The sequence below is a fragment of the Acinetobacter sp. CIP 101934 genome (genome assembly GCF_000369585.1).
Taxonomy (GTDB): domain Bacteria; phylum Pseudomonadota; class Gammaproteobacteria; order Pseudomonadales; family Moraxellaceae; genus Acinetobacter; species Acinetobacter schindleri.
Window position 1 is genome coordinate 199,018 of sequence record NZ_KB850094.1, and the last position, 25,920, is coordinate 224,937.

23 protein-coding genes and 2 rRNA genes are annotated in these 25,920 nt (G+C 45.3%); 6 read left to right on the top strand and 19 right to left on the bottom strand.

Translation table 11 applies throughout. The features are described 5' to 3' along the window. The first annotated feature begins 29 nt into the window (after positions 1-29). The 3 genes from F899_RS01455 to F899_RS01465 all read left to right on the top strand — a co-directional run bounded on the left by F899_RS01455 (position 30) and on the right by F899_RS01465 (position 4,724). Positions 30-2,923, top strand: a 23S ribosomal RNA gene (locus tag F899_RS01455). 212 nt (positions 2,924-3,135) lie between these two features. Further along, positions 3,136-3,250: ribosomal RNA gene (gene rrf / locus F899_RS01460) — 5S ribosomal RNA — on the top strand. 277 nt (positions 3,251-3,527) lie between these two features. Next, positions 3,528-4,724: a PQQ-dependent sugar dehydrogenase gene (locus tag F899_RS01465; RefSeq protein WP_004890965.1), complete on the top strand. Its 1,197-nt coding sequence runs from the start codon at positions 3,528-3,530 to the stop codon at positions 4,722-4,724. A gap of 570 nt (positions 4,725-5,294) precedes the next feature. Here F899_RS01465 and F899_RS01470 read toward each other — a convergent pair. The 5 genes from F899_RS01470 to ribF all read right to left on the bottom strand — a co-directional run bounded on the left by F899_RS01470 (position 5,295) and on the right by ribF (position 10,885). Then, a complete protein-coding gene (locus tag F899_RS01470) occupies positions 5,295-5,837 on the bottom strand; it encodes an NADPH-dependent FMN reductase (RefSeq protein WP_004890962.1) in 543 nt (180 codons plus the stop codon). A 128-nt stretch (positions 5,838-5,965) separates the two neighbouring features. Beyond that, complete coding sequence (locus F899_RS01475; RefSeq protein ID WP_004890959.1) at positions 5,966-6,448, bottom strand: FKBP-type peptidyl-prolyl cis-trans isomerase; 483 nt, start codon at positions 6,446-6,448, stop codon at positions 5,966-5,968. 1 nt (position 6,449) lies between these two features. After that, positions 6,450-6,980: a signal peptidase II gene (lspA, locus tag F899_RS01480; protein WP_004813944.1), complete on the bottom strand. Its 531-nt coding sequence runs from the start codon at positions 6,978-6,980 to the stop codon at positions 6,450-6,452. Next, positions 6,973-9,819: an isoleucine--tRNA ligase gene (gene ileS / locus F899_RS01485; protein WP_004890956.1), complete on the bottom strand. Its 2,847-nt coding sequence runs from the start codon at positions 9,817-9,819 to the stop codon at positions 6,973-6,975. The genes lspA and ileS overlap by 8 nt, the downstream gene beginning before the upstream one ends. A gap of 64 nt (positions 9,820-9,883) precedes the next feature. Continuing rightward, entirely contained in the window at positions 9,884-10,885 is a 1,002-nt protein-coding gene (gene ribF / locus F899_RS01490; RefSeq protein ID WP_004890954.1) for a bifunctional riboflavin kinase/FAD synthetase, read from the bottom strand. A gap of 331 nt (positions 10,886-11,216) precedes the next feature. Between ribF and F899_RS01495 the strand changes: the two genes are divergently transcribed. Then, entirely contained in the window at positions 11,217-11,780 is a 564-nt protein-coding gene (locus F899_RS01495) for a 5'-methylthioadenosine/S-adenosylhomocysteine nucleosidase family protein (protein ID WP_004890952.1), read from the top strand. Positions 11,781-11,840: 60 nt separating this feature from the next. On the opposite strand, the gene F899_RS01500 is transcribed toward F899_RS01495, so the two are convergent. From F899_RS01500 to ubiG, 14 genes are all read right to left on the bottom strand, one after another. After that, positions 11,841-12,476, bottom strand: coding sequence for a TetR family transcriptional regulator C-terminal domain-containing protein (locus F899_RS01500; RefSeq protein ID WP_171058634.1), 636 nt, complete (start codon positions 12,474-12,476; stop codon positions 11,841-11,843). A gap of 332 nt (positions 12,477-12,808) precedes the next feature. Beyond that, a complete protein-coding gene (locus F899_RS01505; protein ID WP_004890950.1) occupies positions 12,809-13,615 on the bottom strand; it encodes an ABC transporter ATP-binding protein in 807 nt (268 codons plus the stop codon). Positions 13,616-13,639: 24 nt separating this feature from the next. Beyond that, the gene (ssuC, locus tag F899_RS01510) at positions 13,640-14,455 is read right to left on the bottom strand and encodes an aliphatic sulfonate ABC transporter permease SsuC (protein ID WP_004890947.1); all 816 of its coding nucleotides are present in this window, start codon (positions 14,453-14,455) and stop codon (positions 13,640-13,642) included. Beyond that, positions 14,455-15,630, bottom strand: a complete 1,176-nt coding sequence (gene ssuD / locus F899_RS01515) for an FMNH2-dependent alkanesulfonate monooxygenase (RefSeq protein WP_004890944.1) — start codon at positions 15,628-15,630, stop codon at positions 14,455-14,457. The genes ssuC and ssuD overlap by 1 nt, the downstream gene beginning before the upstream one ends. A gap of 16 nt (positions 15,631-15,646) precedes the next feature. After that, positions 15,647-16,639 (bottom strand): sulfonate ABC transporter substrate-binding protein, encoded by a 993-nt coding sequence (locus F899_RS01520; RefSeq protein WP_004890941.1) that lies wholly within the window; start codon positions 16,637-16,639, stop codon positions 15,647-15,649. A gap of 29 nt (positions 16,640-16,668) precedes the next feature. Further along, positions 16,669-17,628 carry a sulfonate ABC transporter substrate-binding protein gene (locus F899_RS01525; RefSeq protein ID WP_004890938.1) on the bottom strand — a complete coding sequence of 320 codons (960 nt, stop codon included), beginning with the start codon at positions 17,626-17,628 and terminating at the stop codon, positions 16,669-16,671. A gap of 336 nt (positions 17,629-17,964) precedes the next feature. Further along, positions 17,965-19,314, bottom strand: a complete 1,350-nt coding sequence (gene argA / locus F899_RS01530) for an amino-acid N-acetyltransferase (protein ID WP_004813921.1) — start codon at positions 19,312-19,314, stop codon at positions 17,965-17,967. Between the two features lie 133 nt (positions 19,315-19,447). After that, positions 19,448-19,834: an RcnB family protein gene (locus F899_RS01535; RefSeq protein WP_004813919.1), complete on the bottom strand. Its 387-nt coding sequence runs from the start codon at positions 19,832-19,834 to the stop codon at positions 19,448-19,450. Between the two features lie 219 nt (positions 19,835-20,053). Beyond that, on the bottom strand, positions 20,054-20,437 hold the full coding sequence (locus F899_RS01540; RefSeq protein WP_004813917.1) for an RcnB family protein: 384 nt from the start codon (positions 20,435-20,437) through the stop codon (positions 20,054-20,056). A gap of 283 nt (positions 20,438-20,720) precedes the next feature. Next, positions 20,721-20,876 carry a hypothetical protein gene (locus F899_RS15610; protein WP_004813915.1) on the bottom strand — a complete coding sequence of 52 codons (156 nt, stop codon included), beginning with the start codon at positions 20,874-20,876 and terminating at the stop codon, positions 20,721-20,723. Between the two features lie 184 nt (positions 20,877-21,060). Continuing rightward, positions 21,061-21,480, bottom strand: a complete 420-nt coding sequence (locus F899_RS01545; RefSeq protein WP_004813913.1) for a hypothetical protein — start codon at positions 21,478-21,480, stop codon at positions 21,061-21,063. A gap of 168 nt (positions 21,481-21,648) precedes the next feature. Beyond that, positions 21,649-22,395 carry a YciK family oxidoreductase gene (locus F899_RS01550; RefSeq protein WP_004813911.1) on the bottom strand — a complete coding sequence of 249 codons (747 nt, stop codon included), beginning with the start codon at positions 22,393-22,395 and terminating at the stop codon, positions 21,649-21,651. Positions 22,396-22,458: 63 nt separating this feature from the next. Further along, positions 22,459-23,142 (bottom strand): HAD family hydrolase, encoded by a 684-nt coding sequence (locus F899_RS01555; RefSeq protein ID WP_004813910.1) that lies wholly within the window; start codon positions 23,140-23,142, stop codon positions 22,459-22,461. Continuing rightward, positions 23,139-23,867 (bottom strand): bifunctional 2-polyprenyl-6-hydroxyphenol methylase/3-demethylubiquinol 3-O-methyltransferase UbiG, encoded by a 729-nt coding sequence (ubiG, locus tag F899_RS01560; protein WP_004813907.1) that lies wholly within the window; start codon positions 23,865-23,867, stop codon positions 23,139-23,141. Before ubiG ends, F899_RS01555 begins: the two co-directional genes overlap by 4 nt. Before the next feature lie 269 nt (positions 23,868-24,136). Here ubiG and F899_RS01565 point away from each other — a divergent pair, with 269 nt between their 5' ends. Next, positions 24,137-25,195 carry an RNA-guided endonuclease InsQ/TnpB family protein gene (locus F899_RS01565; RefSeq protein WP_004814062.1) on the top strand — a complete coding sequence of 353 codons (1,059 nt, stop codon included), beginning with the start codon at positions 24,137-24,139 and terminating at the stop codon, positions 25,193-25,195. A 64-nt stretch (positions 25,196-25,259) separates the two neighbouring features. After that, on the top strand, positions 25,260-25,874 hold the full coding sequence (locus tag F899_RS01570) for a thiol:disulfide interchange protein DsbA/DsbL (RefSeq protein ID WP_004813905.1): 615 nt from the start codon (positions 25,260-25,262) through the stop codon (positions 25,872-25,874). Positions 25,875-25,920: the final 46 nt, after the last annotated feature.

The following is a 25,920-nucleotide window of genomic DNA, read 5'->3' on the forward strand; positions in this document are numbered from 1 at the left end:
TAGGTACTAGCGACTGTTTGGGGTTGTATAGTCAAGTAATTAAGTGCATGTGGTGGATGCCTTGGCAGTCAGAGGCGAAGAAAGACGTGATAGCCTGCGAAAAGCTCCGGGGAGGCGGCAAATATCCTGTGATCCGGAGATGTCTGAATGGGGAAACCCACCTGGTATAAGCCAGGTATCGTATGATGAATACATAGTCATACGAGGCGAACGGAGGGAAGTGAAACATCTCAGTACCTCTAGGAAAAGAAATCAATTGAGATTCCCTCAGTAGCGGCGAGCGAACGGGGAACAGCCCATTAAGTCATATCAGTTTTAGTGGAATGCTCTGGGAAGTGCAACCATAGTGGGTGATAGTCCTGTACACGAAAGGGCTGATATGATGATGTCGAGTAGGGCGAGGCACGTGAAACCTTGTCTGAATATGGGGGGACCATCCTCCAAGGCTAAATACTCCTGACTGACCGATAGTGAACCAGTACCGTGAGGGAAAGGCGAAAAGAACCCCTGTGAGGGGAGTGAAATAGATCCTGAAACCGCATGCATACAAGCAGTGGGAGCCACGTCAAGTGGTGACTGCGTACCTTTTGTATAATGGGTCAGCGACTTATATTCAGTAGCAAGGTTAACCGTATAGGGGAGCCGTAGGGAAACCGAGTCTTAATAGGGCGTTTAGTTGCTGGGTATAGACCCGAAACCGGGTGATCTATCCATGAGCAGGTTGAAGGTTAGGTAACACTGACTGGAGGACCGAACCCACTGTCGTTGAAAAGCCAGGGGATGACTTGTGGATAGGGGTGAAAGGCTAATCAAACTCGGTGATAGCTGGTTCTCCCCGAAAGCTATTTAGGTAGCGCCTCGGACGAATACCATTGGGGGTAGAGCACTGTTTCGGCTAGGGGGTCATCCCGACTTACCAAACCGATGCAAACTCCGAATACCAATGAGTACTATCCGGGAGACAGACTGCGGGTGCTAACGTCCGTAGTCAAGAGGAAAACAATCCAGACCGCCAGCTAAGGCCCCTAAATTATAGTTAAGTGGGAAACGATGTGGGAAGGCATAGACAGCTAGGAGGTTGGCTTAGAAGCAGCCACCCTTTAAAGAAAGCGTAATAGCTCACTAGTCGAGTCGGCCTGCGCGGAAGATGTAACGGGGCTAAAACTATATGCCGAAGCTGCGGATTTGCAATTTATTGCAAGTGGTAGGGGAGCGTTCTGTAAGCCGATGAAGGTGGATTGAGAAGTCTGCTGGAGGTATCAGAAGTGCGAATGCTGACGTGAGTAACGACAAAGCGGGTGAAAAACCCGCTCGCTGAAAGACCAAGGGTTCCAGTCCAACGTTAATCGGGGCTGGGTGAGTCGACCCCTAAGGCGAGGCCGAGAGGCGTAGTCGATGGGAAATTGGTTAATATTCCAATACTTCTGTTTAATGCGATGAGAGGACGGAGAAGGTTAAGTCAGCCTGGCGTTGGTTGTCCAGGTGGAAGGTTGTAGGCATGTATCTTAGGCAAATCCGGGGTACTCTATGCTGAGAACTGATAGCAAGCTGTACTTGTACAGTGAAGTGGCTGATACCATACTTCCAGGAAAAGTCTCTAAGCTTCAGTTAAACAGGAATCGTACCCGAAACCGACACAGGTGGTCAGGTCGAGTAGACCAAAGCGCTTGAGAGAACTCTGCTGAAGGAACTAGGCAAAATGGTACCGTAACTTCGGGAGAAGGTACGCTGCCGGCGGTGATAGGACTTGCTCCTTGAGCTGTTGGCAGCCTCAGAAACCAGGCCCCTGCAACTGTTTATTAAAAACATAGCACTCTGCAAACACGAAAGTGGACGTATAGGGTGTGATGCCTGCCCGGTGCTGGAAGGTTAATTGATGTGGTTAGCGCAAGCGAAGCTATTGATCGAAGCCCCAGTAAACGGCGGCCGTAACTATAACGGTCCTAAGGTAGCGAAATTCCTTGTCGGGTAAGTTCCGACCTGCACGAATGGCATAATGATGGGGGCGCTGTCTCCAGCAGAGGCTCAGTGAAATCGAAATCGCCGTGAAGATGCGGTGTACCCGCGGCTAGACGGAAAGACCCCGTGAACCTTTACTGCAGCTTGACATTGAACTTTGATCTTACTTGTGTAGGATAGGTGGGAGGCTTTGAAGTGGCGACGCTAGTTGCCATGGAGCCGTCCTTGAAATACCACCCTGGTAATATTGAGGTTCTAACTCTGTCCCGTTATCCGGGACGAGGACCATGTCTGGTGGGTAGTTTGACTGGGGCGGTCTCCTCCTAAAGAGTAACGGAGGAGTACGAAGGTGCGCTCAGCGTGGTCGGAAATCACGCGTAGAGTATAAAGGCAAAAGCGCGCTTAACTGCGAGACCCACAAGTCGAGCAGGTACGAAAGTAGGTCTTAGTGATCCGGTGGTTCTGTATGGAAGGGCCATCGCTCAACGGATAAAAGGTACTCTGGGGATAACAGGCTGATACCGCCCAAGAGTTCATATCGACGGCGGTGTTTGGCACCTCGATGTCGGCTCATCTCATCCTGGGGCTGAAGCAGGTCCCAAGGGTATGGCTGTTCGCCATTTAAAGAGGTACGCGAGCTGGGTTTAGAACGTCGTGAGACAGTTCGGTCCCTATCTACCGTGGGCGCTGGAAATTTGAGAGGATCTGCTCCTAGTACGAGAGGACCAGAGTGGACGAACCTCTGGTGTACCGGTTGTGACGCCAGTCGCATCGCCGGGTAGCTATGTTCGGAAGGGATAACCGCTGAAAGCATCTAAGCGGGAAGCCTACCTCAAGATAAGATTTCCCTGTGACTTTATGTCACCTAAAGAGCCGTTGAAGACTACGACGTTGATAGGTTGGATGTGGAAGTGTAGCGATACATGAAGCTGACCAATACTAATTGCTCGTGAGGCTTGACTATACAACACCCAAACAGTTGTTGTACGAACTGCGCAAGCAGTGAGCAGAGATTGATTCATTAAAGACCAAACGGTCTTGAAATACTTGATTCAGCTAACGCTAGAACATACAATTCGACTCAGATATTATCTGTTAAACTCATTTGACCAAGCAACGGCAAGCAAAGCAGCAATGCAAAGCGAATAAGACCAAACGCAAAGTCATACCAGTTGTGCTGGCGACCATAGCAAGAGTGAACCACCTGATCCCTTCCCGAACTCAGAAGTGAAACCTCTTAGCGCTGATGGTAGTGTGGGATTACCCATGTGAGAGTAAGTCATCGCCAGCTCATTATTCTAAACACCCCCTTCAATAGAAGGGGGTGTTTTTTTATGGGAGAGATCTGATCAATTGATTGCTTACTGAAAACTGCGGGCCAACAGATCTATCAGGTGAAAATCTAATGTAATTCAGCCTGTATCAATGGATAGTTTCAATATAGTTAAGACTTATCGGCGCAAGCTAGGGTTATTTTCGTTTACGATTGTTAACCTTTTTATGCTTTTAGTGAGCGTTTGAGATGCTAAATTGTAAGTTATTCGTTTTAATAAGTATGTAGAATAACAATGAAACAGGTTCATCTCGCAGCAATGTTGTGTTTAGGCTTTATCCCTTATAGCCTGACTGCCTGTCATGCACAGAACAAGACGTCACAGGAACTGAATAAGAGTCCGGAAGCGGCAAACTCTACTTCTGAAACTGTAACTACACCTTTTTCCACTCAAGTACAGCAAGCCTATAAGGTTAATAATATTGCCGAGTTTAATGAACCATGGGCGATAGCACCTTTAAAGGATGGTCATCTATTGGTTACCGAGCGTAAAGGCAGACTGTATTTATTCGATCCAGAAACCAAGAAAAAGACTGTAATTAAAGGCACCCCAAAAGTGGCTTATGGCGGTCAGGGCGGCTTGGGAGATGTCGCATTACATCCTGATTTCGCCAATACCCCATGGATCTATCTGAGCTATGCTGAACAGGGTCAAGGCGGTTATGGCGCAGTAGTAATTCGTGGCAAGTTGGATTTGAAGCGTAGTACACCACAGCTCACCCAGATCGAAAAAATCTGGACTCAGGTTCCTAAATTTTCTTCGGGGCAGGGCCACTATGGACACCGAATTGTATTCGGGCCGGATGGCAAGCTCTGGATCAGCTCGGGTGAACGTCAACAGTTTGATCCTGCACAAGATATGAAGTCTAACGCCGGTAAAATTATTCGCCTGAACGATGATGGCTCGATCCCTGCCGATAATCCCTTTATGAATCAGGGTGAAATTGCCCAGCAGGTTTGGAGTCTTGGACACCGTAATCCTCTGGGAATGGCGTTTGATCCCAAAGGGCAGCTCTGGGTCATTGAAATGGGACCGAAGGGCGGTGATGAACTAAACAAGATTATCAAGGCTAAAAATTATGGCTATCCTTTAGTATCAAATGGTGATCATTATGATGGAAAGCCAATTCCTGACCACAGTACCCGACCTGAATTTGAAGCACCTGTATTGGACTGGACGCCGGTAATCTCTCCATCTGACCTGAACTTCTATACCGGAAAAATGTTCCCGCAATGGCAAAATAAAGCGATAGCCACAGGTCTTTCTTCCAAGGCAATTATTATTATAGATACAATGCAGCAACCTGCCAAAGAAGTTCAACGGCTCGATATGAAAGCACGGATTCGTGGCGCAGTACAGGCTCAGGATGGGGGCATCTGGGTGATTGAAGATGGTCCTCAGGCACGTTTGTTAAAGGTCACAGCGCTTTAAGTCATAATTTTTATATAGATAGGAGGATTCTTAGGAATCCTCTTTTCATTTAAGAGTAAAAATATGCTTCTTATAAAGGTATAAAAGAAAAAGCCCTGACATCCTGTCAGGGCTTTTCCAGATTCATTTATCAAGGTATAACTCCTGTCATACCGATCAACTTCCTGCTGCATTTATTGTTTTTTATTCTTCAAGACATCCTGTCCTGTATGTCTTAACTATAAGAGGAATTCCGGATTTGGTATAGCCTCAATTCTCCCCAATACTTGTACGCCATAGCGTACAGTGGTGCTGAAATTTGCAGCAAGAGAGCGGGAATATTTAAGCTTATAGACAACCCAGGAAGTAAAAGGCCTCGACAGGATGTCGAGGCCTTTTGGATTTGCTATGAAGATCTGACTCCTGTCGGATCTGGCAACTTCCTGTTGTGATGCGCTTTTTCTTATTCTTGTATCGCTATTGGACATCCTGTCCAGTGATGACTTAAATATAGCGTGTATATTTGTAGGCAAATAGCAGTGATTTCTGCTTGGCTTGTAAGCTAAAACGGACGTGGCTGTCCGCAGCAACTTATGCACTGACGTACTGAATCAGCTTGTCTACTACACCTCGTAGGGTTTTATTATCAAATTCATTTCCTTCAAAGGTATAGTCCTTCGCACGACTAAAAATATCACGGATTTCGATTACCGCATTGGTATCCACTAAACCAAGCTGCGTACCAACCTGACGGATCTGATCGATAGAGCGCGAACCGTTGGTCGCACCATAGCCGACATAAGCCGCCGGTTTGCCTTGCCATTCCTTACCCAGATAATCCAGGGCGTTTTTTAGGGCTGGACTGTAGCCATGGTTATATTCCGGGCTGATAAAAATAATGGCATCTGCGAGTGCAATGAAATCAGCCCATTCCTGTTGTTTAGGCTGGTCATAAATACCGGTGAGTGGAGGATGTGCGCCAGCAAACATCGGCAGGTCCCATTCTTTCAGATCGACAATTTCAGCTTCCAATGTACTGAAGTGATAGGTTTTAATTTGTTTAAAGATCCAGTCAGCTACTTTGATCGCTACACGTCCTTCGCGAATACTGCCTACAATGATGTAAATCTTCATCTTATTATCCTGTCATTGCTTCACTCAATTTAAATTAATCAGAATAAGCAAGGATGAATAGGCATGATTTGTATCTTGATATCTGCACTAAAAAAAGCGCCCGAAGGCGCTTTGTCTTGAAATAATGCTTACATCAATTTCACACCTTGTTGACCGGCTGGGGTTACTTTAAAGATTTCTACTTCAAAAGTAATATTCTTGCCAGCTAGCGGGTGGTTGAAATCCACTTCAGTGATGTCATCACCGACGGTTTTCACCACGCCATACAGGCTTTGTTTCGCTTTGTCTTCAAACTCGATCATATGACCTTCAATTGGACGTTCGCCAAATTTCACAGTATCAAATTTTTGTACGTTTTCAGGATTCCATGGACCGAAAGCATCTTCAGGAGGAAGACTTACGGTACGACGGTCACCGGCGCGTAAACCGAACAGCGCTTTTTCAAAGCCTGGTAGCAAGCTGCCATCGCCCATCACCAAACTTACCGGCTCAGTACGACTGCGGGTATTGTCAATTTCAACACCATTTTCAATGGCTACTGAGAAATGAAGCTCAACCTTAGAGCCAGCTTCAATACGAGTTTCCTCGTTAGGATTAATAAAATCAGTCATGTTATTTCGCCTGCTGTTGGTTGCGTTTTCCTTCTAAGAAGAAGGTGTCAATCAGCATTAAAATAGTACCTAACGTAATGGCACTGTCTGCAAGGTTAAAGGCAGGGAAGTGGCTATTCTGATAATAAACATGAATAAAATCGACTACATAGCCGAGAGAAACACGGTCAATCAGGTTGCCGATGGCACCGCCCAGAATCAGGGCAACGGCCAAAGGTAAAACTTTCATGTTCTTTGGCATACGCATCAGCCAGAACACGAAAATCACAGACACTACTCCTGCCAGCGAAGTAAAGAAATAACGTTGCCATCCACCGGCATCGGACAGAAAACTAAAGGCTGCGCCATAGTTATGCAGTAATGTCCAATTTAAAAAGGGCAGGACAGGTACTGGATCTGCGTAATTCAGACTAGTGGTCGCAATCCATTTGGTCCATTGATCCAGAATAATTGAAACAATAGTCAGACCTAACCACCACAAGTTGTGAGGATAGAACTGGAATAAGCCCTTTTTCTCTTGTGGATTAGGCATATTTTCTCTCTTCGCCTTGGCCTGTCGGCAGGTTGATGATACAGCGGCCACACAAGCCTGGGTGTGATGCATGTGTGTTTACATCAGGAAGTACATGCCAGCAGCGTACACATTTCTCGCCGTCTGCTGCAGAAACTTTCACATTCAGACCTTCCAGATCAGATGCTTCACCTTGGGCAGCCTCAAAGTCACTCACGATCACTTGAGAGGTAATCAGTACAAAACGCAGTTCATCACCCAGTTTGTCCAATACCGCTTTCAACTCGGCAGCAGCCCAAAGTTCAACTTTGGCAGACAGGTTCGAACCCACTGTTTTTTCAGTACGCGCCGCTTCAATAAACTTGTTCACTGCAGATTTTACCGAAATCAGCGTTTGCCATTCAGCTTCAGTCACCAAGTTCGCAGTAGATGCGGCTGGAATGTCATACCATTCAGCAGTGAACACATATTTCTCTGACTGCTCAGGAATCAGTGGCCAAGCTTCTTGTGCAGTAAAGCTCAAGATCGGTGCCATCCAGCGTACGAATGCCTGTACCAGATGGTACAGTGCAGTTTGTGCAGAGTGACGTGCCTGAGAATCAGCTTTGGTGGTGTATTGACGGTCTTTGATGATGTCGAGATAGAAACCACCCAGGTCATTGATACAGAAATTGGTCAAGGCATTGGTTACGATATGGAAGTTCATATCTTCATAAGCTTGCTGAACAGTTTTCTGTACTTCAGCTGCACGTTGCAGGATGTATTGATCAAGCGCGATCAATTGATCTACAGGAAGCGCATCAGTTGATGGTTTGAAGCCATTCAAGTTGGCAAGCAAGAAACGCAGTGTGTTACGGATACGACGGTAACCATCTGATGCACGGCTAAAGATTTCTTTACCCGCAGTCATTTCATAGCGGTAGTCCGCCGATGCGATCCAGAAGCGTAAACCGTCTGCACCCATATCTTTAATGATGTCTTGTGGGGTAATGATGTTACCCAACGATTTCGACATCTTGCGGCCTTTCTCATCCACCACGAAGCCGTGCGTCAGCAAGCCTTTATATGGTGCGCGTTCGTTGATGGCAATCGAGGTTAACAACGAAGACTGGAACCAGCCACGGTGTTGGTCTGAACCTTCAAGGTAAAGATCCGCAGGATCTTGCAGTTCTTCACGTTCACGTAATACAGCGTAGTGCGTTGTACCCGAGTCGAACCATACGTCCAGGGTATCGCGTACCGCATTGTACTGTTCAGCATCATTACCGATGAACTCGCGTGCATCACGGTTGTACCAACCATCAATACCTTCCTGTTCAACCAGTTTAGCGACTTCTTCGATCAGTTCAGGCGTACGTGGATGCAATTCATTGGTATCTTTATGCACGAAGAACGGAATTGGCACACCCCAGGTCCGTTGACGAGAGATACACCAGTCTGGACGGCCTTCAATCATCGCCTGGATACGGTTTTTACCCCAGTCCGGCACAAAGCTGATCTCGTTTTCGATCGCATTCAATGCACCTTGACGTAAGCCTTTGGCATCCATGCTAATAAACCATTGTGGTGTCGCACGGAAAATAATTGGGGTTTTATGACGCCAGCAGTGCGGGTAGCTATGTTTGATTGGCTGATGTGCCCAAAGCTTGTTGGCCTCTGCTAATGCAGCAATAATTTGCGGATTGGCTTTGTAGATATGCTCGCCAGCAAACAGCGGAGACGTTGGTAAATACACACCGTTACCGCCGACTGGATTTTCTACTTTCAGGTTGTACAGCAAGCCAACTTTATAGTCGTCCACACCATGGCCAGGCGCCGTATGTACTGCACCGGTACCACTGGTGGCAATCACGTGTTCGCCCAAGATTACAGGCACTTGACGATCGTTAATCAGTGGATGTTGCAGAACCAGGTGCTCAAGTTTGCTACCGGCAAAATCAGCAATGACTTCAACAGTGGTAAAACCGTAGCGTTCAGTTGCAGATTCCACCAGATCTTTCGCCAGGATAAAGTTTTGTGGTTCTTTTTCTTCGCCGCGTGCTTTCACCAGTTGATATTCAATTTCAGCATGCAGGGCAACGGCCTGGTTCGCAGGAAGCGTCCAAGGCGTTGTGGTCCAGATCACGATATCAGTACGGTCAGTGACTTCTACGCCTAAACGTGCAGATAAATCAGCTAAATCTACAACGGTGAAACCGACGTCAATTGCATCCGATTTTTTATCTTCGTATTCAACTTCAGCTTCAGCCAGAGATGAACCACAGTCCAGACACCAGTTGACCGGTTTCAGACCTGGTTCGATATGACCAGCTTTTGCGATTGCACCCAGTGAGCGAACAATATCCGCTTCTTGTTTGAAGTTCATGGTCAGGTACGGATTGTCCCAATCACCGAACACACCCATACGTACAAAATCTTTCTTTTGTAATTCAACTTGGGTGTAGGCATATTCACGGCAAGCTTTACGGAAGGTAGACGCATCGACTTTCACGCCGACTTTACCGACTTTTTCTTCAACTTTAAGCTCAATTGGAAGACCGTGACAGTCCCAGCCCGGTACATATGGGGCATCAAAGCCATCCATGACACGGCTTTTAATAATGATGTCTTTTAAGACTTTATTGACTGCATGGCCCAAGTGGATTTGGCCGTTTGCGTACGGAGGGCCGTCATGAAGTACATATTTTTTCTTGCCAATACGCGACGCACGAATCTGCTGATAAATGTTGTCGGCATACCACTCTTCTAACCATTTCGCTTCACGTACTGCCAGATTTGCCTTCATTGCAAAGTCAGTACCTGGGAGGTTTAGCGTGGCTTTGTAATCCACTGCATTTTCAGGAGTTTGCTTATCGCTCATGCAAGTTGTCTTCCAATTCAATCTGTCATTTGACAGACACGTTTTACAATAAAAATATGGGGGATTAAAAGGGAAATGTGGGGTGATTTCGACGAAACTCAAGTAGTTTCTCGACATCGTCATCAATTCCGGCTTTTAGGGCTTCAAGCGAAGGATAATTCTTTTCGCCATGCAAATAGTTTAAGAATGTCACCCGCATCAACAGGCCATACAGATTAGCAGAAACATCAGGGAAATGTACTTCTAATCGCCATTCTGGTTGTTCCTGCTGAATGGCCGGACGGGTCCCGACATGTCCGGCGCCAAACAGACCGGTGGGGTCATAGCCAGCAATGCCTGTTTTGCTTGCATCATCAGCTATAGCTTTATCTTTTAAAGATTCGGTTTCACACACCACTTCCACGCCATAAATACCCTGCAAACACGGTCTATGACGGTTTAAGCGCACATTAATGGTCGGGAAATCAATGGTGCGGCCAATCTGGTCACCATACTGTACCCGCCCGGTAATGCTATAAGGGCGCCCCAGGAGTTTGGCAGCCAGGGCAAGATCGCCTGCTTGTAGTGTCTGACGGATACGGGTCGAACTGACACGTTCGCCGTCGAGTTGTACGGTATCCAGATTGGTGACCTGAAAACCATAGTTACGCAGGAATTCGCTATTGCCCTGACGGTGTTTACCGAAGTGGAAATCATCACCCAACACCAGATGCTCGGCATTCAGTTTATCTTTCAGAATATCGGCAAACTGTTCTGCATTCAGGCTACGGAAACTTTCATCAAATTTCGCCACCGCAATATAGTCCACACCCAGTTCAGTCAGGTATTCCACCTTTTCGCGTAAAGATGATATACGGGGTGGGGCCTCATAGCCTTTGAAATATTCCAGTGGCTGCGGTTCAAAGATCATGACCACGCTTTTCAGCTGTTGCTGTTCCGCCACGGCTTTCAGCTGTTTGATCATGACCTGATGACCTAAATGTACACCGTCAAAATTACCAATGGTAACCACCGTTTTAGGTAACTCTGTGCGAGACGATAAGGCATTTAGACGGAGCAGCTTCATGGGCGAATCAGGTGCTTGGAAATTCGAAGAGGCTATATATTGCCATAATCTTTACGTTTCGTCTTGTTGTTGTGTTTTTATGCAATATCTTTTATTTAAAAATCTTTAGCCTAGAACTTAATCGGCTGAATAAAATAAAAATTAATCAATATTTCCTGCTTCCTTAGCTCTCTAATAATCAGAGCTATCTCTATTTTTCTGGCAGTTTAAACAGGTTTATAGCAGACAGGGGAGAAACCATTTTCTGCTGAGCAGAAATCGATTTTTATTTGCAGCGCTCACCTGTTTATCTTTTAATAGTCCAGTATTTTAAAATTGATATGGAAACCCAATGTCTGAACATGCACTGATTATGGCTTTGCCCAATGAATCCAAAGGCTTATTTGAAGCACAAGGTATTGATGTGCATTATAGCGGTATTGGCAAAGTCAACGCAGCCTTTAAAGCCTTTGAAGTGATTCAGAACACAGGCTGCAAGACTTTATTGAACCTAGGTACGGCAGGCAGTTCGCATTTTGATGCGCATGCCCTGGTCGAAGTCAGCCATTTTGTGCAGCGCGATATGGATGTTTCACCACTCGGTTTTGACGTCGGCTTAACCCCGATGGATCAGCATTTCCCGGGAGCAATCGAGCTTGAGCCTTTCTTTGATCATTTGCCCAAGGGTATTTGCGGAACCGGAGATAGCTTCGAAACAGGACAACCGAAAGTGCCCTGCCAACTGGTCGACATGGAAGGCTATGCACTGGCCAAGGTATGCAAGAAACTCGGCGTACGCCTGATTTCTGTAAAATACATTACCGATGGTGCCAATGACACAGCGCATCTCGACTGGGAGGAAAACTTATTGTTAGGCGCGCAAAAACTGTTATTTTTATATCAGATGTTAAAATAAGAATAAGGTCAAAGACCGGATCGGCGACCATAATGACTATGGTCGTATGCCAAGCAAAACTTATGCGTTTTGTTCAGGACGTGGTAGTACACCGTAAAGCATCATATGTACAGTGTGCTGAATCACACGCTGCTGCATGCTACGGTTACGCAGCGTTTTGCCGGTCACCATTTCCATCTGTATAGCAAAGTCGGCATAGTTCTGTGTCACTGCCCAGATATTCAGGATCAGCAGTTCAGGGTCAATATCTTTAGAAATCTTGCCCTGTTCCTGCCAGTTACTGATCACCTTAGCTTTACGTTTCACCAGTTTTTTCAGTGGACCTTTCAGAATTTCCAGAATATGTGGTGCCCCCTGGATCACTTCCAATGCAAACAGGCGAGATGCTTTCGGTTGCGTGCGTGATACTTCAATTTTCTGCATGAGATAATTGGTGATCGCTTCTTCCGGTTCTAGCTCGGCTTCAAGCATTTGCAGCGGTGCAAGCCACTTTTGCAGTACGGTGGTTAACACTTCTACATAGAGAGCTTCTTTATTTTCATAGTAATAGAAAATATTAGATTTATGCATTTCTGCAATTTGTGCGATTTCGTCCAGACTTGCCCCACTAAAACCATATAGGGAAAAAACGTCTAGAGCGGCACTGAGCAGCTGGTTGCGCTTTTGAGTACTCTTTTTTTGTTCCATCAGCAATATAAAAACAATTAAAAAAGGGAATATTGAATTGTACGGCAAATCATCAGATTTGTGCACAAAGTAGAAGTCTAATTTTTTGAATAATGATGATTTATTCTGTAGATCAACTATGTAATCCTTACAAAACTAGCGAATCCCAGTATAAAAATCAAGCTTTTGAAAATGTTTAAATTATTTTGAAGCCTTTTGTTATTGAGAAATCAGTTTAATTAATGTCAGATTCATGACATTTTATTTTTAAGATGGACTGTAATTTTAATTTTGATGAAATTCTAAGAATTATCTATCCTTCAAAGTGAAAACCCGGAGCTAAGTCCGGGTTTTGTTTCTTTTTATGTTGCCAGTACGGCATTCAGAACTTGCTGTTCCAGTTCAGCAAACTGAATTCCTTTCTGACGTGGACGTGGCAAGTTGACACGGAACTCTTTGGCAATATGACCTTTGTCCAGCAGGATGATGCGATCTGCTAACTGTACGGCTTCACTGACATCATGAGTCACCAGGATCGCAGTAAAGCCCTGTTCAGTCCATAACTTCTCGATCAGGTTCTGCATGTCAAGGCGGGTCAAGGCATCCAGGGCACCTAATGGTTCATCCAAGAGCAGGATACGTGGTTTATGGGATAAAGCACGTGCCAAGGCTGTACGTTGACGCTGACCACCCGACAGTTGCGATGGCCATAGCCCTGCTTTTTCCTTTAAGCCGACTTTCTCCAGCATGCTTGATGCATTGGCATGCTGACCTTTCGGCAAGCCCAATTGCACATTCTGTTCAATGCTCCGCCATGGCAACAAACGCGGATCCTGGAACATCACCCGGATATCGTCCGCAGTAATACCTTCACGAATATGACGTGCTGACTTGAACTTGATTTCGCCGTAGCTCTGTTTTTCCAGATCGGCAATCAGACGCAGTAGGGTACTTTTACCACAACCACTACGACCGACAATTGCCAGGAATTCGCCCGGCTGAATATGCAGATCCAGATCTTCCAGAACCTTGACCGAGCCATAGAACTTATGCAGCTGTTCAATAATAATTTCGGCACCGATGACTGCATGAGGATCAATATCTGCCGCAGCATAGTCTTGTGGTGCAGTTTGGTCATTGGCGAGACGCCCTAAGCTGAGATCAGTCATCACATGCTCCTCAATATTATTCATTTATTTTTGATAGCCAGCATGCCAGCGCAGCAGGAAACGTTCCAAGGCAACCGCCAGAACATCCGCCAGTTTGCCAAGTAGGGCATACAGTAAAATACCGACCAGTACCACATCGGTTTGCAGGAATTCACGTGCATTCATGGTCATATAACCAATCCCGGACTGTGCAGAAATGGTTTCAGCCACAATCAGCAGTACCCACACTAAACCTAACGAGAAACGTAAACCCACCAGAATCGAAGGCATTGCGCCTGGTAAAATAATTTCTTTATACAGTTGCCAACGGGTGAGCCCATAGCTTTTACCCATTTCGATCAGCTGCGGATCGACTGAGCGAATGCCATGATAGGTATTGATATAGATCGGGAAGAACACGCCGATGGCGACCAGAAACAGCTTGGCTGATTCATCGATGCCGAACCATAAAATCACCAGTGGAATTAAGGCCAAGGCAGGGATGTTCCGGATCATCTGTAAAGTGGTATCGAACAGGGTAGAGGCAGCTTTGGATGAACCATTGAGTAAACCTAGAAGCAGCCCCAAACCCCCACCCACCAGTAAACCACTCAGGGCACGGCCAGCACTGACTTTTACATGGGTCCAGAGTTCGCCACTCATCAGCAGAGCCCAGAATGCGGCGATGACTGCACTCGGTGCAGGTAAAATTCGGCTTTCCAGCAGGCCGGTACTAGACGCGATCTGCCAGATCAAAATTAATCCAATGGGAACTAACCAGGGCAGCAAACGCTGCCTGAGTTGTGTTCCACGTGAAACCTTCTTTTCTGCGATGGTTTCAACAGAAACGACTTTCGACATTAAGCTGGCTCCTGAACACTCGCAGCTTTCTTGTTCTCATCTGGTGTGTAGTTATTCGCCACAATTTCACCGAATGGACCTGTCAGGTTTGGCTGAGTCAATTTTTTCTGGGTTTCAAGTGGTAAAAGTGGGAATACCAGTTCAGCAAAACGGATCGACTCTTCCAGATGTGGGTAGCCTGAGAAGATAAAGGTATCGATACCCAAGTCAGCATATTCCTGAATACGTGCTGCGACAGTTTCAGGGTCACCTACCAGTGCTGTACCTGCGCCACCACGTACCAGACCGACACCTGCCCAAAGGTTTGGAGAGACTTCAAGTTTGCTACGGTCGCCGTTGTGCAGTTCAGCCATACGACGCTGACCGACTGAATCCATTTGCTTGAATTTTGCCTGCGCTGCTGCAATGGTTGCATCATCTACATACTGGATCAGCTCTTCTGCGGCCTTCCATGCTTCTTCATTGGTTTCACGAACAATCACATGTAAACGGATACCGTAGCTAAGCTTACGGCCTTTCGCCTCAGCTTTGGCACGGACATTTTCAATCTTTTCTTTGACTGCTGCAGGTGGTTCACCCCAAGTCAGGTAAGTGTCAACCTGATCTGTTGCAAGTTCAATCGCAGCATCTGAAGAACCGCCGAACCACAGTGGAGGATGAGGTTCTTGAATAGGTGGATAGAGCAATTTTGCATCGTCTACACTTAAGCGTTCACCGTGGAAAGTGAAGCTTTCACCCGTGTGAGAGCGTTTCAGGATTTCACGCCAGATTGTCGTGTATTCAGTTGCAGTCTTGTAGCGGGTTTCGTGATCTTCATACACGCCGTCGCCTTTTAGTTCCTGCTCATCACCACCAGTGACTAGATTTAGCAAGACACGGCCACCAGATAAACGGTCAAAGGTTGCTGCCATACGTGCAGCCAGTGCAGGAGTCGTTACACCCGGACGTAGCGCAACCAGGAATTTCAATTTCTTGGTCGCGTCAATCAGGCTGGCTGCGGTTAACCATGGATCTTCACATGAACGGCCTGTTGGAATCAGTACACCTTCATAGCCCAGGTTATCGACCGCAACTGCAATCTGTTTCATATAGGCATGATCGACCTGGCGTGCACCTTTGCTGGTACCTAAGTAGCGGCTGTCACCATGTGTCGGAATAAACCAGAAAATTTTCATGTCTTTGATCCTTGAATTATTTGCCTGCCCAAACGGCTTGCTGAATATTGATAGATTTTGGAATGATCTTGAGTTCGCTAAAACGGTTCGCGAGTTCTTGCTGGTCGGCAATCACTTTCTTGGTGAGCGGTGCAGCACCAGATGGATTAGGACGACGCTGGATAAAGGTCTGGCTGACAATTGGTGTTAAGCCAGTACTTTGCGCAAAGATTTTTGCAGTTTCAGCTTTATGACGCTGTACCCATTTATCTGCAACATTGACCTGTTTGATAATTCCTTTTAATGCTTGCGGGTGTTTTTTAATTAAATTTTCTGAAGCCAGATAGAAGGTATAATTGGGGCTTAAGCCTTTCCCTGAAGCTAAGACTCTGGCTTTATCTTCTACTTGCGCTGCAGCATAGTACGGGTCCCAAATTGCCCAGGCATCAATCGCACCTTTCTGGAAAGCTGCGCGTGCATCCGCAGGGCTTAACCAGATTGGCTGGATATCGGTCCATTGCAAACCTGCCTTACGTACTGCCTGGACCAGTAAATAATGCGAGCTGGAACCGCGATGAACGCCGACACGCTTACCTTTTAACTGGCTCAGTTTGGTAATTTTGGAATTGTGTTGTACCAGAATGGCAGAAGAGAGCGGTTTTGCAGTTTCATAAGCAAAATAATGCAATGGCTTATTACCAGCTTGAGCATAGACAGGAGGAGTGTCTCCAGTCGCACCGATATCAATAGAACCTACAGCTAATGCTTCTAAAATTTGTGGTCCGCCTGGAAATTCGTTCCAGCTGATTTTTGCATTTGGAAATTCCTGTTCAAGCAGCTTTTGCTGTTGTGCAATGACCAGGTTTACCGAAGCTTTTTGGTAGCCTACACGAAGCTGTTTCACTGACGGATCAACTGCCCAAGCGGCACTTGAACCCAACATCGCACAAGCAACTAATGCGGCATTCATAGCATGACTGGAGGTCTTGAACCATGTGATTGCTTTGTTGTGTCGCTGATGTTGAGTCATTATTAGATCCCCTGATATTTTCCTATGATTTATTTGGTTAAAATTGCTGATTGAATATTCAGTTTTGCTGGAATCAGTTGCTGGCCATAGAAGGCATCAGCAACCTGCTGCTGTTTTTGCGCCACCTCTGGTGTGAGCGGTTTTACCCCAAAGCCCATACGTGAAATTGAAGTTTTCAATACGTCAAATGCCAAGCCTGTTGGTTTTTCTAGAAGTTTCGCTGCCTCATCTTGATGGCTAGATACCCATTCAGTAGTCAGGTTCAGCTCATTCACTACCGCATCAATGATCTGTGGATTCGCTTCAGCGAACTTACGATCAGCCAGATAGAACTGATGATTACTCACGATATTCTCACCAGTTGCAATCACACGTGCACCAATCTGATGTTCTGCTGCCGCAAAGAATGGATCCCAGATCACCCAGGCATCAACCGCTCCACGCTCAAAAGCGGCACGTGCATCAGAAGGTGGCAGGTACACCACTTCAATATCGCTGAGTTTCAGATTATTGGCTTCAAGGACTTTTAATAGTAAATAATGAACATTTGAGCCTTTGTTGAGTGCGACACGTTTGCCTTTCAGGTCCTGGACGGACTGAATATTTGAGTCTTTTTGTACAATCAGAGCTTCAGCCTTAGGTGCTTCAGGTTGGTTTGCGACATACACCAGATTTGAGTTGGCTGCCTGAGCAAAGATTGGCGGTGCTTCACCGGCTTCACCAAAAAACACACTGCCTACATTCAGACCTTCAAGTAATTGTGGACCTGCCGGGAATTCCACCCATTTCACATTTACGCCTTGTTGTTTTAATACAGTTTCCAACGTGCCGCGTTCTTTCAAGATTGGAAGGACGCCATATTTTTGGAAACCGATATTCAGCGTTACACTTTCTTCTTTTTTAGAGCAGCCAGAGAGCAACATTACGCCAGCAATAGCAGTACTCAGGGCTGCTGTTTTTGCAATGAATTTAACCGTAGATTGGCGCATGAATATAAGCTCCTGACAAAAAGCCAATTAGATGGAATAGACAAGTTAGGCATACGCTAATCGTTTTTTATTTTCCAAAAAAATAACAATTCGGGAATTTCTAATGAGAAAAAAAGATAAATAAAAAAGCGCAAAACTTATATAGAAAAGTGATTTGGAATTTTTATGGAATTTAATTTTTATATAATTTAAGTTATTGAAATATATATATAATTTTTTTAATAAAATATAAAGATATGGATATGAAAATCCATGCAAAGCTTTTTAAGTTAAATATTTGAGAAATCTACATATCTTTAGCAAAAAATAAGATATATAAACAAATAAAAAGTCACATTAAAGTGACTTTTTACAAACCAGGGAATTACGCTGATAGTTATATAGCGCCTGACGGGCATCGGGCAGATCATCGACAGAGGACTGTTCAAAACCCTGTTCTAGGAACCAATGTGCAGTGCGGGTGGTTAGAATAAACAGTTGCTGAATACCCATGCTCCGGGCTTTATCTTCCAGATAATTCAGAATCTGGCTGCCGCGGTTGGACTTGCGATAACTTGGATCGACAGCGACACAGGCAATTTCAGCAGAACGCAGCTCATTGCCTGTGGTTGGAATCGGGTATAGCGCGGCACAGGCCAGAATCATGCCGTCACGTTCAATGACCGCGAACTGTTCAATTTCATTTTCCAGACGTTCGCGTGAGCGATACACCAGAATGCCTTCTTCTTCCAAAGGCCGTAGCAGGTTAATCAGACCGCCAACATCCTGAATGGTAGCCATACGTACATCTTCATAATGGGCATCGGTAATCAGGGTGCCGGAACCATCTCGGGTGAAGAGTTCTTCCAGCAGCGCGCCATCATGAGCATAGGAAATCAGATGCACACGATTGACGCCATTCATTGAAGCTTCCTGTGCGGCACGAAGTTGCAAGCTCAGTTCGGATGGCAGGTCTTGAGCATCCTGCATCATATAAGCATCCAGCTGACTTGGTTGTACTTCACGTTGCAATTGTCCATCTGTATTCAGCAGGCCATGCTGTTTACCCAGGAAAATCAGCTTGTCTGCCTTGATACGAATCGCAGTTTTGGTCGCAACTTCTTCAGCCAGCAGGTTGAACACTTCGCCAGTAGTGGAATAACCGGTTGGTCCAAGCACCACAATGTTATGGCTGTCAAGATGACGCTGAATCGCATTGGTATCTACGGTACGGACTTCACCGGTTAACTGGAAATCAATACCGTCACGAATCCCATAAGGTTTGGCAGTAACAAAATTACCGGATACGACATCAATACGGGCGCCATACATGGGTGAGTTGGCCAGTCCCATCGAGAGCAGGGCTTCAATCTGCAGGCGGATTGAACCGACGGCATTCATGACACAGCTCAACGATTCACGGGTTGTGATTCGGCGCTGACGATGAAAAGGCGTGCTGATCTGACTTGCTGCCAGATTCAGGTTGATCTGTGGACGCGCACCATGCACCAGAATCAGATGAATTCCGAGAGAATGCAGCAGGGCAATATCGTGAATAATATGCTGGAAATTGTCATGCAGCACCGCCTCGCCATCAAACATGATCACGAAGGTCTTGTTACGGTGCGCATTAATATAGGGCGCAGAATGGCGAAACCAATGCACATATTGCAAAGTTGTGCTTTGAGACGGTTCTGCTGGGTTCATGCGCAGGCCTATATTAGAAAATAATACTTAATTGAATTTGATTCTAAAAAAACCCGGGAACGAAGTACAGCAATAAAAAAACACCTGAAGCGTGGGCTTCAGGTGCAATGGAGAAAAGATACAGAATTGAGATTTAGTTGAGGATACGGATAATCTTGTCATTACGCTCATTGACTAGCACATAATCACCATTAATTTTGTACCACTGCTGGTTTCTGCCTGCATTTGGCAGACGGCGTGCTTCATAACCACTTACTTCAAAACGGCGGTTGTCATACTGGTTAGGCAGCTTTTGACCGACACGCCAGTCACGGCTTGGATTTACCACGCGGTTGTTATAGCGTTTATCATTCCAGCGACGGTCATCACGGCGATCTTCCCATTTTTTCGCATCTTTATGATCCCAATGCGGTGCCGGTTTATGTGGCGCATAACGCGGATCATGTTGCGGTGCAGCCATTGCAGAAGTTGCAACTAAAGCACTCAAGGATAAAGCGATTGTTGTTAACACTTTTTTCATGGCATTCACCTGAATTCATCATTATCGTTTCGATGAGACTAAATTAGCGAATCAGTAGAGAGAAACCGTGAGGGCAATTTAGGCGAATTGTTAAATTTATGAAGAAAAAAAGAAGAATAAGAGTGAATTACAGGTTTTTTTAGTCAAGAACAGCATCCAATACCACCTGACTAAAATAAAAAAGACCCAAACAAGTTGGGTCTATGAAAATGTGAGGATTTAATGTCCAAGAATTCGAATGATACTGTTGTTGTCCGAATCGACCAGAATGTATTCATTATTGACTTTATACCATTGCTGTCTGCGGTCAGGTTTTGGCAACTTGTGGTCTTTATATTCAACTTTATAACCATTACCGCGATAATGCTGTGGCATCACATAGCCGGGTTGCCATTTCATTTGCTGTAAACGCTTTACACCACGCTCTTCACGCATGCGGCGACGGTCTTCATGGTCATCATCTGCGCGATCACGGAATTTTTTAGACTGACCTTGACGTTGATCCATATGACGTTCATCATCAAAATGCGGCGCAGCATTGGCAACATTCGTCAGCATTAATGTACTGATAGACATTGTCAAAGCAACCAAAAGCTTTTTCATGGTGAACCCTCAATCAATTGTTCATTTTCTACAGTCTAATTTACGCAAAAATTGCAGAGAAACTGTGAAGATCAGGCATGTATTCTTTAAAGAATGCAGAGAGATTATGACTATGCCATGATTTCAGTAGTTTTTGAACACTTCATACAGGCTAAGCGCTTGAGAAGCTGTGAAATACTATCCTGAGGCTAATGTATGGTGAGGTCAAGAGAAACTCGGTTAATTAGGGCAATTTATCTCCTGTATTCCAGTCGAATAGTACCTCAATATTTGCAGGTCTGAACTAGTTCCATTGTTCAGTCAAACCCTGTAACGACTGGATTGCTTCAGCCACACATTCCGCTTCAGTGGCATCATCTAAAGCTTGAATCAAGCTAGCTGATAATTGCAGGCTTTCAATATGGCGAATAGTCTCGATTTTACGTTTTTGGTCAGCCATGCTGGATTCTCCTTTATCTGGTCATCATCTTGAATACAGGTATCATAGCGCTCAGGCTTTAATTTGAAAAACCGAATAAAATTATTATTAGTATGTAAAAAACCGATTTATAGCTGTTTTTAATAGGTTTCCCGAATAAAAAAAGAACACGCTTGGCGTGCTCTTATATCGGTTTAAACCTGGCTTAGTAAGCGTAGTTCAGATCGGTATAGTCAGTCAGGGACTTCTGGATATGTGCATTAATAAAGGCACGTACATCATCCGTGGTCATGGGCTTGCCTTGATTGCTAATTACATGTTCGATATCTGGCTGATTTTCAATTTTAATGCGATACACAAAATGTTTAGCCAGACGGTAGCCATCATCCAGTTTTTCAATACCTGTCACATAGTAATAAGCATGTTCAAAGTTCAGATCGGTATGGGAAAAGATAAACTGCTCGAATAGTTTCAGCTTGCTGCCATTTTCGAGTGCCTTGATGTCGTCCACAATGCTGGCTTCAAACTTCACGCCGTATTTTTCAGAAACTGGCTGCTGATCAATCAGAAGTGACACCATGCCATCTTCCAAAGTGGTCACGGTGATGTTGTTTAGGTCAGTCATGTTGCACTCGAATCAAAATCTGTTAGCGATAGTATGGGTGAATTTTAACGAAACTCAATGCGACCAGGGTGGAGTCAGAGAAGATTTATGCATTATTTCTGTCTAAAATAGCAATGAAAAAGGGAGCCAAGGCTCCCTCATTTCAATCATGTTCACTTCAATCAGCAGTTAATCCTGCGCATCAATACTTTGACCATTCATATGCAGGCTGTCATCACCCATCAGGTACAGATAAGCCGGCATAATCGATTCCGGGGTTGGCAAGGTTAGTGGATCTTCATCCGGATAGGCTTTAGAACGCATCGCAGTCCGGGTTGCACCCGGATTAATGCAGTTAAAGCGCACATGTGGATGTACATTTTCTTTGGCAAATAGCTGGCTTACCGCTTCAATAGCAACCTTGGAAACTGAATAAGCTCCCCAGCGTTCACGCACCTGACGGCCTACACCTGAACTGGTAAAGACCACGGAAGCATGCTCAGATTTTTCGAGCAGAGGAAGCAGGGCCTGAGTCAGCACAAAGGGTGCACGCAGGTTGACAGCCATTACATCATCCCAGACGCCGGGGCTATAGTTTGCCAGTTCAATCCGTTCACCGAGCATGCCTGCATTATGCAGAATTCCGTCCAGACGACCAAACTGTTTACTCAGTGTTTCGAACAGGAGTTCGTAATCACGCTCAGAAGCACTGGAAAGCTGTAAAGGCAGAATTGCCGGGCGTGGTGCACCCAAACCTTCAATTTCATCGTAGATGACTTCAAGCTTGTTCAGGGTACGACCATGCAGCACTACCGTCGCACCATGCAGGGCATAGCTGATCGCTGCTGCACGTCCAATGCCATCGCCGGCACCTGTGATCAGGATAATACGATCCTTTAACAGGTCTGAGCGAGGTTGATATTCTGAATACTTCATGAACGACCTCCTTATTTCTTGCTTATTGTTGTGAAGTTTAATGTTCTGACCGGAACCTGAGTTTTAGCCGAGTACTGGCTTTAAAACCAGATCCTGAATTCGTTGATGTAATTCTTCTACACTATGCACGATACAATCGGCCTGCCAGGCGTTTAAATTATCTTTATGTTCTAAAGGCAGATAACCATAGGCTGCCAGAATAGTATACATATTGGCTGCACGTCCGGCATCGATATCACGTGGATGATCGCCGACATAGATACAGTCTTTAGCCGCCAGGTCAATCTGTTTTGCTGCCAGATACATTGGCTCCGGATCCGGTTTGGTACGGCCCACATCTTCCGGGCAGACCAGTACCGAACAGCGCTCTGAGAGATTCAATGCCGCAAGCAGCGATTCACTTAACCAGCGTGGTTTATTGGTGACAATACCCCAAGGAATACTGCGTGCCTCCAAAGCTTCCAGCAGTGGATACATGCCGTCAAACAGGTCAGTATCTACTGCAATATCGGCACCATACAGGTCTAAGAAACGCTGACGATGCGCCAGCAGGAGAGGATCTTCCAGCTCGAGTTCCGGATAGACCAGCTTGACCATGGCACGAGCACCTTCTGAAACCTGAGTGCGGATCAACTCTGGTGCTACTACTTCACGGCCTTCTTCGCGGCACATATCCTGAATAATGCGGACAAAGTCGGCAGCAGTGTCAATTAAGGTACCATCGAGGTCAAAGAGAACTGCTTTCATTCAGCAGCTCCATTCGCCTGTTCTTTTGCCGTATAGACCATATAGTTAACATCTACATTGGGCGCTAACCAGTACCGTTTGGTCAGCGGGTTATAGTGCAGACCCGTCATATCTTTTAGTTTAAGACCAGCGTTGCGGATGTCATGCGCCAGTTCAGATGGTTTGATAAATTTGCTGTAATCATGCGTACCACGTGCCAGCATACGCAGCACATATTCTGCACCAATAATGGCAAACAGATATGACTTCGGATTACGGTTAATGGTCGAGAAGAACACATGACCGCCTGGTTTTACCAGCTTATGGCAAGCCTGAATGATCGATGCCGGATCTGGAACATGCTCCAGCATTTCCATGCAGGTCACCACATCGTATTGTCCCGCCTGTTCCTCGGCGAGTTGCTCAACAGGAACCTGACGGTATTGAATATTGCTGACACCTTCCTGTTCCGCATGTAGACGTGCCACATTCAGTGGTGCTTCACCCATATCGATACCAAGCACATCAGCACCACGGCGTGCCATGCTTTCGGCCAGAATGCCACCGCCACAGCCCACATCCAGAACTTTCTTGCCGCTCAAGCCGCCAGCATATTCGTCAATCCAGTTCAGACGTAGTGGATTAATCATGTGCAAAGGGCGGAACTCGGAATGCTGATCCCACCATATGGCTGCGAAAGCTTCAAATTTGGCAATTTCTTGTGGATCAACATTCAATTGCGACATCGGTGTCACCTCAATCAAGTCATTATATTTTAAAAAAGTTCAATGTTGATTAGTGTAGCGCTTCCTGCAAAAAAAGCGATAAAAGCCTTAAAAAAGTTCACAGAATAAAAACGAAAGCCGCATATTTGATTTATCCACTGGAGCGTAAAACCTCGTGGTTCAGCACGAGGATATAAGCGACTGGAGTAAACCACATGAACGACACGAAATGTCGTTTTAAATACTTGTACTATAGTCACTATTAAGAAAAATACTGTTAAAATAATTGGATGAAGACACTCAAATTACGCATAAAAGACAAACATTGCAAGGTGCTAAATCAGTTAGCATCCGAAGTAAATTTAGTTTGGAATTATGTCAATGATTTGTGTTTTAAACATCTTCAAAAAAAACAACAATTCTTTTCAGCATACGATATTGCAAAATACACGAAAGGCACATCGAAAGAATGCAACTTGCACAGTCAAACTATTCAGGCAGTGACAGAAGAATTGGTCACAAGACGCAAGCAGTTCAAAAAAGCAAAACTAAAATGGCGTGTCAGTAATAAAAAATCAGCTAGACGCTCACTGGGTTGGATACCGTTTAAAAAGGTTGCAATCAAATATGCTGATGGCTGTGTTCAATATGGTAAACACCAATTCAAGTTATGGGATAATTACGGTTTAAGTCAATACAGGGTTAAAACAGGCTCATTCGTTGAAGATAGCCGAGGCCGTTGGTATGTATGTCTTGTAGTTGACAATGCTAAAACAGAGAAAACCGCCGCTATAACCTCAATTGGCATAGATTTAGGTTTAAAAGATTTAGCCACTTGTTCAGATGGCGTAAAACTTAAAGCCCCTCAAATCTATCGGAAATATGAACAAAAACTTGGTATTGCTCAACGTGCAAAAAATAAAAAACGAGTGAAAGCAATTCACGCCAAGATTAAAAATGTAAGACAAAACATGCTGCATCAATTCAGCCATAAACTGGTAAAAGAACATGCAGCAATCTTCGTTGGCAATGTGAATGCCAAAGCATTAGCGCAAACCAAACTAGCCAAGTCTGTGTTAGATGCCAGTTGGACAACACTAAGAACCATGCTCAAGTATAAATGCGAGAACGCAGGGGTATGGTATGAAGAAGTCAATGAAGCCTATACCACCCAAACTTGTTCGTGCTGTGGCTCACGCTCCAGTAGTCCGAAAGGTAGAGCAGGTTTAGGAATAAGAGAGTGGCAGTGTGGTGAGTGTGGTAGCTCATGGGATCGGGATGTAAATTCCGCACTGAATATTCTTGCGCTCGGGCATGAGCGTCTAGCAGTAGGAATCCCCTTGCTTTAGCTGGGGGAGGATGTCAAAGTATCTGCATAAGCTAATCATAAAGATTTTGAGGATCATAATTCCAATGAAAAAATTTATTTTAGGCACTGTTGCTGCATCTGTTTTAGCATTTTCTGGTAGTGCGATGGCCAACTTTGTAGCAGGCCAAGACTATCAAGTGCTGGCTAAGCCAGTTAAAGTTGAAAAGCCAGGGAAAATCGAAGTACGTGAATTCTTCTGGTATGGCTGTGGTCACTGCTACACACTTGAACCGCATATGCAGACCTGGTTGAAACAACTGCCTAAAGATATTCGTTTTGTCCGTACTCCAGCTGCGATGAACCCACTATGGGAACAGGCAGCACGTGCCTATTATGTGTCTGAAGCCCTGGGTGTTCGTCAAAAAGCGCACTTGCAGTTGTTCCATGATATCCATGCGAAGCAAAAACCAATTTTAGAACAAGCACAACTCGCCAAGTTCTATACCCGTTATGGTATTTCAGAAGCGAAATTTAACAGTACGTATAAATCATTCCCGATTTCTTCAAAAATCGCCCAGGCGAAAAATCTGGCCGCATCTTATCAGTTAACGGGTGTACCAGCCGTGACCGTGAATGGTAAGTATGTCGTTCAGGGTGATGATGCCAAAGTAATTCAGGTGGTAAATTTCCTGGTAGAAAAAGAGCGTAAGGCAAAATAATTTCTGCTGATCTTAAAAAAAACCTGCACCTTGCTGCAGGTTTTTT